General features: G+C 73.6%; 8 protein-coding genes and 1 tRNA gene. 1 reads left to right on the top strand and 8 read right to left on the bottom strand.

Annotated elements, in window-relative coordinates; all coding sequences use genetic code 11:
- Window positions 1-198: 198 nt before the first annotated feature.
- The 7 genes from ACIRD7_RS13090 to ACIRD7_RS13060 form a co-directional block, all read right to left on the bottom strand.
- Window positions 199-272 (bottom strand) — tRNA-Lys (locus tag ACIRD7_RS13090).
- Window positions 263-901, bottom strand: a complete 639-nt coding sequence (locus ACIRD7_RS13085; protein WP_403452862.1) for a bifunctional DNA primase/polymerase — start codon at window positions 899-901, stop codon at window positions 263-265. The genes ACIRD7_RS13090 and ACIRD7_RS13085 overlap by 10 nt, the downstream gene beginning before the upstream one ends.
- Before the next feature lie 149 nt (window positions 902-1,050).
- On the bottom strand, window positions 1,051-1,416 hold the full coding sequence (locus ACIRD7_RS13080; protein WP_403452861.1) for a hypothetical protein: 366 nt from the start codon (window positions 1,414-1,416) through the stop codon (window positions 1,051-1,053).
- A gap of 293 nt (window positions 1,417-1,709) precedes the next feature.
- Window positions 1,710-3,044, bottom strand: coding sequence for an AAA domain-containing protein (locus ACIRD7_RS13075; protein WP_403452860.1), 1,335 nt, complete (start codon window positions 3,042-3,044; stop codon window positions 1,710-1,712).
- Entirely contained in the window at window positions 3,041-4,645 is a 1,605-nt protein-coding gene (locus ACIRD7_RS13070) for a hypothetical protein (RefSeq protein WP_403452859.1), read from the bottom strand. The genes ACIRD7_RS13075 and ACIRD7_RS13070 overlap by 4 nt, the downstream gene beginning before the upstream one ends.
- Window positions 4,636-5,769 carry a hypothetical protein gene (locus ACIRD7_RS13065; RefSeq protein WP_403452858.1) on the bottom strand — a complete coding sequence of 378 codons (1,134 nt, stop codon included), beginning with the start codon at window positions 5,767-5,769 and terminating at the stop codon, window positions 4,636-4,638. The genes ACIRD7_RS13070 and ACIRD7_RS13065 overlap by 10 nt, the downstream gene beginning before the upstream one ends.
- The gene (locus ACIRD7_RS13060) at window positions 5,720-6,721 is read right to left on the bottom strand and encodes a phosphatase PAP2 family protein (RefSeq protein ID WP_403452857.1); all 1,002 of its coding nucleotides are present in this window, start codon (window positions 6,719-6,721) and stop codon (window positions 5,720-5,722) included. Before ACIRD7_RS13060 ends, ACIRD7_RS13065 begins: the two co-directional genes overlap by 50 nt.
- Before the next feature lie 182 nt (window positions 6,722-6,903).
- Here ACIRD7_RS13060 and ACIRD7_RS13055 point away from each other — a divergent pair, with 182 nt between their 5' ends.
- Window positions 6,904-7,500: a histidine phosphatase family protein gene (locus tag ACIRD7_RS13055; protein ID WP_403452856.1), complete on the top strand. Its 597-nt coding sequence runs from the start codon at window positions 6,904-6,906 to the stop codon at window positions 7,498-7,500.
- 29 nt (window positions 7,501-7,529) lie between these two features.
- On the opposite strand, the gene ACIRD7_RS13050 is transcribed toward ACIRD7_RS13055, so the two are convergent.
- The gene (locus ACIRD7_RS13050) at window positions 7,530-9,008 is read right to left on the bottom strand and encodes a hypothetical protein (protein WP_403452855.1); all 1,479 of its coding nucleotides are present in this window, start codon (window positions 9,006-9,008) and stop codon (window positions 7,530-7,532) included.
- Window positions 9,009-9,163 lie beyond the last annotated feature (155 nt).

Below are 9,163 nucleotides of genomic sequence, written 5' to 3'. Positions count from 1 at the left end.
CTGCAGGAAGGGCCTCAAAAGCGAAGGCCCCCCGCAGTCGCGAGGGGCCTTTACTGTCTGTGCGCCGCCAGGGACTCGAACCCCGGACCCGCTGATGCTGCATTCTCCGGGGGGTAACCCCCGGACCCCCAGCCGCCCCTGCAGGAAGGGCCTCAAAAGCGAAGGCCCCCCGCAGTCGCGAGGGGCCTTTACTGTCTGTGCGCCGCCAGGGACTCGAACCCCGGACCCGCTGATTAAGAGTCAGCTGCTCTAACCAACTGAGCTAGCGGCGCCTGCTGACGTCGTAGACCTTAGCACCCTGATCGGGGTGGGGAAAAATCGATATCCGCACGGCGGCCCGAGCTGCCCGCACGGCCGCCCAGAGCAGCACCTCGGGGCCCGGTAACCAGGGATTACGTGTGTCCGGGGCCACCAGCCAGCGGGAGCCGGCGGGCGTCCGGGCCGGCTCGTCGAGGTCCGTCGGGGCCGGGACGGTGACCGCGTCGCCGGTGCCGTGGCAGAGGAGCGGAGGGATGCCGTCCGTGCGGCCGAACTCCTCCCAGCGCAGCAGCGAGGGCAGCCGCTGGGCGGTGCCGGGGGCGGCGAACATCAGGATCCGCCCGCGGAAGACGGCCACCGGCCCCGAGCCCGGCCCCTCGTCCCAGAGCCGGTCCAGCATCCGGCGCCCGAAGATCGCGGGGGTGCTGACGACGTCGAAGACGGAGCCGCAGGGCAGGACGACCGGGGCCTGCGGGCGCTCCGCCCAGAGGGAGAGCGTGCTGCGCGGATACGTTCCTGCCGAGGCGAGCCAGGCGGCGCCGTCGGGGGTGACGCCGGAGGTGTCGAGGCGGGCGGCGGAGTGATCGCGGGGGGCGGTGTGGTCGAGGGGCTCGGAGAAGAGGTCGTCCTGTGTGCGGCTCATGACACATACATCTACCGGGCGTGACGACGCGATCTCCGAGGGTTGCGGAAACGCCGGACAGGAGTGGGTGGGAGCGGGTATCTTGCCCGCCTGGCATATGCCATCGGGGGTGTGGGAGCTGGAGAGGGGCTTGCGGGGTGCCCAGGGGCTCACACGGGGTCGACGTGCCCCGGTCCCTCGACCCCTCGCATCAGATCCCGGCCGAACTCGACCATCTTCTTGGCGTAGTCCTCGGTCCACTCGGCCTGCTCGGCGATGTCGGCGGGCGTCAGCCGGTCGAAGCGCCGGGGGTCGGCCAGCTGGGCCGCCGCCATGGCCTGGAACTCCACCGCACGGTCCGTCGCCGCCCGGAACGCCTGGGTCAGCTCGGTCGCCCGCGCCAGCAGGGCGCGCGGGTCGTCGATCGACTCCAGGTCGAAGAAGTGCTCCGGGTCCTCGGCCACCTGCGCGGGCTCGAAGAGCAGGGGCGCGGGGCGTAGCCGCGGTTCGTTCCGACGCGGCTTGGGCTCCGCCATGTCTGGTCCTCCTCGTACGTAACCGGTCCACCGTCCATTGTCCCGCGCCCGCGCAAGTGGGCGTCGGGACAGGTCAGCGCTCGCGCGGGCCACCAAGCCACCCGACGCACCGCAAGCCGTGCCGCTCATGGCCGCCAAGCCACCCGATGCTCCCCCAGCCGTGCCAGCACCGCATGGTTCGCTTCCCAACCATCCGGGCTGTGTTCATTGGCCGCCTCCGGCGGCGGGCCGGACTCCGTCCGGCGGGTGGGCGGTGTTGTGGTCTGCGCCGGTCGGAGTGTGAGTCGTGCCGCTCATGGCCGCCAAGCCACCCGATGCTCTCCCAGCCGTGCCAGCACCGCATGGTTCGCTTCCCAACCATCCGGAAACTTCACCACCGTCCCCAACTGCACCGGCTCCGTCGACGGGTAGTCGTCCAGCAGGTCGCTCACTCCCGCCCGGCACACCACGATGCACGCGTGCCGGTGGCGGGAGGCCAGGACGCACAGGCGGCCGGTCTCCAGGTGGAAGGCGGTCGCGTCGGGGCGGCCGGACAGGGGGTGCAGGACCACGGTGACGTCGTATTCGCGGCCCTGGAGCCGGTTCGCCGTGTCCACGGTGACGTCGGTCACGCCCAGCTCGGTCAGGGCCGCCCGGACCGACGCGGCCTGGTCCCGGTGGGCGGTGCCCACCGCGATCCGGTCGGCGGTGAGGGGGGCCGGGTCGGGTGAGCGCTCCGACGTCGCCGCGCCACCCCGGTCCAGAAGTCGTCGTACGACCGCCGCCACCGCCCGCACCGCCTCGGGATCCGTGCGCGGGGTGTGCCGGGCGGGCAGCTCCAGCAGGCCCCAGCCCGAGACCGCCGCCTCGTCGATCACCCGGTCGGGGCCCGAGCCGTCCGACGGGACCGCGAAGGTGAGCCGGCGGTCGTCGTGGCCGGTGCCGCTGCGGAACTGCGTGTACGGGTAGAAGGCGTCGGAGACGAGCGGCGCCGCCGAGGCCGGCAGGCGCCAGGAGACCGGCAGGCGGTGCTGAGGAAGGTCCGGGTTATGGGCCAGAAGAGTGGTGACGGCGGAGGCCGACGGGTCGTACGACAGGCCCGCCCACTGCTCGCTGCCGACGATCGAGAAGGGGTCCAGCTGACCCGGGTCGCCCACGAACAGCGCCCGCTCGAACAGCCCCGCCACCGCGAGCAGCGAGTCCGAGCGCATCTGGTACGCCTCGTCCACGATCGCGTGCGGCCACGGCTCGTCGACCTTCACATGCGCCCACTTGGCCGCCGTGGACAGCACGACCGCCAGGCCCGCGAGGTCGGCCGCCTTAGCCGACTTGCGTACGTTCGGCAGGCCGTCCAGCGCCTTGTCGTAGGGGTCGGCGTCGCTGCTGTGCAGGCGCCCCACCGGCAGCTCGGGGCTCTTCTCGGCCAGCCTGAGCACCAGGTCGTCGACCTGCGCGTTGGTCTGCGCGACGACCATCAAGGGGCGCCCGGCGTCCGCGAGTTCCAGCGCGGCACGGACGACCAGCGTGGACTTGCCGGCGCCGGGCGGGGAGTCGACGACGACACCGCGCGCGGTGCCGTGCAGGGTGTCGGCGAGGATCGCGCCGGTGGCCTCGGCCGCCGCGGTACCGGGGTCGAACACGGCGGTCACAGGACGTCCTCCTCGGTCTGCGGATCGGCGGTCTCGAAGACCTGCTCCCCGGGCGGCCCGCCATGCGTCCACGGCGTCTGCTCCGGGTCGGGCAGCTTCGCGCCACCCCGCTGGTCGTGCTCGAACAGCGTGAAGCAGACCAGGTCGCCCTTCTCCGGCACCGACCCCGCCTCGGGCTCCTTGCCGCGGCCCATCTTGTCCAGGACACGCAGGACCAGCAGCGCACCGCCGTCCTCGCCGTCCTCCTCATGCCCGACGAACTCCGCGGACTGCGGCTTGCCGCCCAGCGAGCGGAACACCTTGGCCCGCTCGCCCAGATGCGGCCGGTCGTCCGTGCGGACGGTGACCAAGGGGCGCGGACTCGGCCGCTTGCCCTCGCTGTACGCCATCACGACATCGGTGACCTCACCGGCGAAGGCCTCCCCGGCCAGCCGCCGCCCCGCCATGACCAGCGGGTCGTCGAGCGCCTCCTGCGCCTCCAGCCGGGCCTGTTCGCGCTCGCGCGCGGCGAGCTTGCCCGCGGCGCCGACCGCGTCGTCACGGCGCGGCTGCGGAGGTTCGCCGGCGAGCACGCGGTCGCGGTGGCCGGTGAACGACCAGCGGTCGCGGGTCCACCGCTCCTCGGCCCGGCCGGCCTCGGGCAGCTCCCGCAGCAGGTCGAGACCGTGCCACACCGCGTCCCATGTGGGCCGGGTCCGGCTCTCGACCAGGGCGCGGATCGCCTGCTCGGCGGCGGTGAGGTCAGCGAGCCGGTCGTCGGCCTCCAAGCCGTCCTCGGCGGCGGCGAGCGCGGTACGCGCGCGGTCGTAGCGCTCGATGGCGGGGGCGAGCAGCTTGTTGTCGAACGCCGGGTCCGTCGCGGGACCGGCCGGCGGGCACAGCAACTGGCCGTCGTCGTCCCGGGCGAGCTCCGCCCGCAGCGCCGCCTCGGCGCCGGTCTCGCCCTGCGGCGGGGCGATCCAGGCGAGCAGCGCGCCAAGGTGCTGGTCCTCAAGCGTGGACTGCCCGGTCGCCCAGTGGCGGGACAGCACGTCGGTCATGGCGAGCAGCAGCGACGAGCCGGGGACGCGGGCCCGCTCGCCGAAGTGCGTCAGCCAGCGGCCGAGCAACGGCACGCGCGGAGGCGCCGGATAGGGGGTCTCCGGGTCCTGATCGGCCGTACGCCGAAAGCGCATGGAACGGCCCAGCAGCCGTACGAAGTCGATGCCCGCGCGGCTCGGGACGATCAACTGCGGGGCGTCCGCGCACAGTTCGACCTCGACCTTGACCCGCTTGCCGGTCTCCGGGTCGGTCTCGTTGCGCTCGGCGGCCTCCACGGCTTCGGCGTGGGCGTCGATGTACGGCAGGACGACGTCCGCCAGCTCGGACAGGAACGTGAACCTGAGGTCGCGGTCGCGCGGCTGCGCCACGACCAGCAGGTGCGGGGCGTCCCGGTCGGTGCCGACCAGCGCGCCGAGCGGGGCACCGGCCTCACCGGCGGTGGTGAGGGGCACGAAGACGAGCGGCCGGTCGGAAAGGTGCCGGTGGCGGACGGTCGCGGTGCGCTGGGCGCGGCCCGTGCTGACGGCTTCGAGGCGGGCCAGGGTGGAGATCAGCGACACGCGGCCACCGCCTCCTCGCCGAGGGCCTCGGCACGCAGGCGGGCCGCCCTGCGCAGGGCCGCGACCGCCGGGTCGTCCGGGTCGCCGGACTCGCCGCGGGCGGCCGACAGGACGTCCTCGACCGTGCTCAGACCGCCCAGTTCGGCCCGCACCGAGCGGCCCAGCGAGGTGACCGCGCCGGACGCGCGGGAGCGGGCGCGGCAGTGGAAGGCCAGCTCGCAGGCGGACAGGCACTCGGGCGCGTAGGTCGCCGGCACCGATTCGACGGCGGCCGTCAGATCGGCCGCGGGCAGCTCGGGGGAGAAGCAGGTACCGGCGGGCAGCGTGTCGGCGATGTCCTCGATGCGGGTGAGGCGGGCCAGCTGCCGGGCGGTCACCGCCCGCTGCTTGCGGATGTCGACGGCCGAGGCGGTGGGGAGGTTGGAGAAGTCCTTCGGGCAGACGAGCAGGACGCGGTGGCGCACGCGCGGGGCGGGCTCCAGCCGGGCGGCCACCTCCTCCAGCGCCAGCACGTACACCGCCGCCTGCCGCGCGGCCGCGCCGACCTTCGCGGGGTCCGCCGAACCGTCCAGCATCGGGAAGGACTTGATCTCCACGACCGTCCAGTCGCCGTCCGGATGCACCACCACGGCGTCCGGCTCCAGGAAGGCGGGCGAGCCCGCGACGTCCAGCGCGAGCATGGGATGGTCCAGCAGCGTCCAGCCGCCGCGCGCCTCGGCGGCCTCGCGCAACGCCAGTGCCGTACGGGCCGTGCGGCCCTCGGGGCCGGTCGCGGTGAGCTCGGGCACGCGCGCGTGCGCGGGCGGTTCGGCGCGGCGGTCCAGCTTCTCGTGGACCAGGCGCAGCAGTTCGGCGCCGCCGTCCGCCTTGACCTTGGCCTCGAAGGCGTTCCCGCGCGTGAGGGCGAACTGCGACTGCCCGAACGCCGACGGCGAGCCCAGCGCGCTCGCCAGCGCCGTCTTGTTCACCCCGGCGCCGTCCAGGATCGCGCGCCGCTTGCACCCGGGGTTGGCGGCGAGGGCGGCCAGGGCGCGCGCGTCCAGCGCCTTGGCCGGTACGTCGGGACCGCGCAGCTCAGCGAGCCGCTGCCGGAGCGCCGTCCCCCGTGGCCTGGGGAGAGGCACTCGGCTCGGCTCCGGATCCGAACCGGGACTCGCGCTGCCGTGGAATTCGCTCACCCGCGGAAGTCTGGCATCCGCCACTGACAATTGAGGAAGGAGTGCGGCCGGAGCCGACCGGGACGGGCACGGCGGTGTCCCCCGCGACCGGGCCGGCGGAGGCCACGACGGGCGCCGTCGCGCCCAGCCCGAGCCGCACCCGCAGCCGGTCCATGGTCCGCATGACGAATGGCGCAAGCAGCAGCCCGGCGCCCATCACCGCGGCGCCCGCGAGCGCGTCCAGGAAGTAGTGGTTGGCGGTGCCCATCACCACGACCGTCGTGATCAGCGGGTAGGCGACCGCGGCCACCTTCGTCAGCCGGGTCCCGCCCAACCGCCACAGCATCACCCCGCACCACAGCGCCCAGCCGACGTGCAGACTCGGCATCGCGGCGTACTGGTTGGTCATGCCGCCCAGGCCCTTGGGCGCGCTCGCCTCGCCGCCCCACCAGCCGTACGAGCTGTAGTGGGCCATCGTGTCGACGAAGCCGTGCCCCTCGGCGAGCAGCCGGGGCGGGCAGGTCGGCAGCAGGGTGAAGCCGATCAGGCCTATGAAGGTCGACGTCATCAGCCAGGTGCGGGCCGCGCGGTAGTGCACGGCCCGGGACCGGAAGATCCAGACCAGGAGCACGGGCGTGATCAGGTAGTGCAGGGACGCGTACCAGAAGTCGGCCGGTATGCCGATCCAGGGCTCGCGGGTGAAGAGGCGGTTGAGGGGGTGCTCCGCGTTCAGACGCAGGGCCTTCTCGATGTCCAGGATCGCCAGGCCGTGGTCGACGGCCGTGCTGACATCGCCCCGGGCGAGGAGCCGGCCCGCCGAATAGCAGGCGTAGACGAGCAGTATCAGCGGCAGCTCGGTCCACCAACGCAGGCGGGTCCGAGGCGTCGCCTCCACGCCAGCTGTCTCGGCGTGCGGCATCCGATCGCCTCCCCCTTCTCGTCACCGCCGGTTGACGGGTCGTACTACTTTACGGTGTATGCGCGCGCCCGTTTCGGGCGCCCTGGCCCTCTAGACGCAGAGATCGCCCGGCGGGTTGCCCGCGCACGGCGTGCGCGATGATGGACGTGTTCCGTCTCTCATTTCTCCCGGAAAGGCCCCTCATGGCACCGCGCATCCTGCTGGCCCGGCACGGACAGACGGCGTGGTCGCTGTCCGGCAAGCACACCGGCAGGACCGACGTGCCCCTTCTCGAGGAGGGCCGCCGGGGAGCCAAGCTGCTCGGCGAGCGCCTGCACCGGCCGCCGCTCGACGGCCTGGACGGCGTCGAGATCCGCACCAGCCCGCTGGCACGCGCGCGTGAGACCTGCGAACTGGCCGGCTTCGGCGAACGCGCGCGCACCTGGGACACGCTCATGGAGTGGGACTACGGTGCCTACGAGGGCATGACGCCCGCGGACATCCAGGCCATCCGCCCCGGCTGGCTCATCTGGCGCGACGGCGTGCCCGAGGGGGAGACCCTGGCCGAGGTGACCGCCCGCGCCGACGAGGTGGTGGCGTGGGCGCGCGAGGCGGACCGGGACGTGCTGGTGTTCGCGCACGGGCACATCCTGCGGTCCATAGGCGCGCGCTGGCTGGGGCTGCCGCTGGACTTCGCGGCACGGATACGGCTGAACCCGACGTCGCTGTCGGCGCTGGGATGGGCCTACGGGGAGCCGGCCATCGAGAGCTGGAACGACCTGGGGCACCTGGCGGGCTAGCCCCCCCGTCTCCGCTCGCGGCGCGCGGGTCAGGCCATCCGCGGCGTGGCCGCGTGCCGCTCCAGAAACGCCGACACCCCGCTCGCCCGCCGGTGCGGCAGCAGCACCCGCGCCGTCCCCGCGAGCATCGTCTGCACCCGCGAGGACTGCACCTGGTCCAGCAGATCCAGCACCCGCATCCCGGCGGCGGCCGCCTCGTCGGGGCGCCCGCCTCTGGCCAGGTCGTCGGCCAGCTGCGCGGTGTAGAGGGCGATGTTCCGCGTGAAGTGCGGATCCTGGAGCTGGGCCGCCCGCCCAGCGTGCCGTGCCGCGCGCTGCCAGTTGCCGAGCACCGACCAGCACTGTGCCTCCAGCACCTCCAGCTCGGCCTCGCCGTAGAAGCTCATCCACTCGGGATCGGCCTCCGAGCGGCCCCGCTCGAACAGGGCCTGCGCGCGCACGAGGGCCTGTTCGCAGCCGGTGCGGTCGGCGAGCCCCGCCCAGCCGCCGGCCTCGCGCAGCGCGAGCAGCGACATCAGGCGGGCGGAGCCGAGGGGGCGCGCGGCGCGTTGCGCGGCCTGCGCGGCCCGCACCGCCTCGCGCGGCCGGCCCGCGTCCCGCGCGAGGAAGGACGTGTTGCAGAAGGCGTGCGCCTCGAGCGCGGGGTCGCCGGCCATCCGGGCCGTCGCCAACGCCTCCGCGTAGTGCGAGCGCGCGTCGTCGAACCGCCCCGAGTCGTGCGCCAGCCAGCCCACCGAGATGGCCAGTTCACCCGCGCCCGAGTGGAGCCGGTCGCCGACCGCCTGCCGGGTCGTACCGGCGTCGAGCAGCGCGTACGCGGCCCGCAGCGGAGTGGCCGCGCGCCGGTAGAGGCCGTCGGCGCCGTGCCGGTCGTCGAGCAGCCGGATACGGCGTACGGCCTCCTCGAGCGCGTCGGCCTCGCGTCCCCCGACACGTCGGACGGGACGTTCCGCGGCCACGGCGTCGAAGGTGAGCCCCAGCGGGCTCAGCGAGGCGGCGGCCACCGTGGCGCCTCCGCCGGTCATGAATGCGCGACGTAGCACGTCGCTCTCCTCGTGGTTCTCGTGGTTCTGCTCTGTCCCGTACGCGCCATGGGGGTCGTACGGGTCCTGCGGGTCCCCCGGTTCGTACGGCTCATGTGCTCCCCGGTTCTCACTTGTGGCGTACGCCGGGCGCGTGGTGCGGGCCGGGGGCGCGTCCTCCTCGTCCCGCGCCCGGCGTCCGCGTACGGACGAGCGGGGCGCGAAGCCGAGGTCGGTGAGCGTGCGGCCGGGGAACATGTGCAGGAACACCCGTTCGTACGCGTAGTTGGGGCAGCGGATCTCGCCGGCCTCCACTCGGCCGACGTAACGGGCGTCACAGCTGACCCGCTCGCCGATCTCGCGAGCGGCCCGTCGCACCATCGCGGCGAACTCGGCCGGCGAGCGCTGTCCGCGCAACTGCCGGAACGCGAGATTCGGCCGCGGTGGCCGGGTGGGCTGGGACGAGGTCAGCTCTGACGACGCCATGGCCGGGTCCTCTCGTGCGAACCGTCGAACCATGCCGGAACGAGGGCGAATTGAACCGGTTATCCGTACCGAATATCCGTGTGGTGCCCTTGTGTCCGGCGGGCAAGAACGTACCTGCTGTAGCGGACCCGGTACGCAGGGTTTGGCTACAAACC

The organism is Streptomyces sp. NPDC093568 (assembly GCF_044764945.1).
GTDB lineage: Bacteria > Actinomycetota > Actinomycetes > Streptomycetales > Streptomycetaceae > Streptomyces.
This window is presented reverse-complemented; position numbering and strand designations above follow the sequence as displayed.

Coding starts and splice junctions, on each gene's coding strand:
- ACIRD7_RS13085 (WP_403452862.1), bottom strand. CDS start 901: ATGAGCCGCACACAGGACGACCTCTTCTCCGAGCCCCTCGACCACACC.
- ACIRD7_RS13080 (WP_403452861.1), bottom strand. CDS start 1,416: ATGGCGGAGCCCAAGCCGCGTCGGAACGAACCGCGGCTACGCCCCGCG.
- ACIRD7_RS13060 (WP_403452857.1), bottom strand. CDS start 6,721: ATGCCGCACGCCGAGACAGCTGGCGTGGAGGCGACGCCTCGGACCCGC.
- ACIRD7_RS13055 (WP_403452856.1), top strand. CDS start 6,904: ATGGCACCGCGCATCCTGCTGGCCCGGCACGGACAGACGGCGTGGTCG.
- ACIRD7_RS13050 (WP_403452855.1), bottom strand. CDS start 9,008: ATGGCGTCGTCAGAGCTGACCTCGTCCCAGCCCACCCGGCCACCGCGG.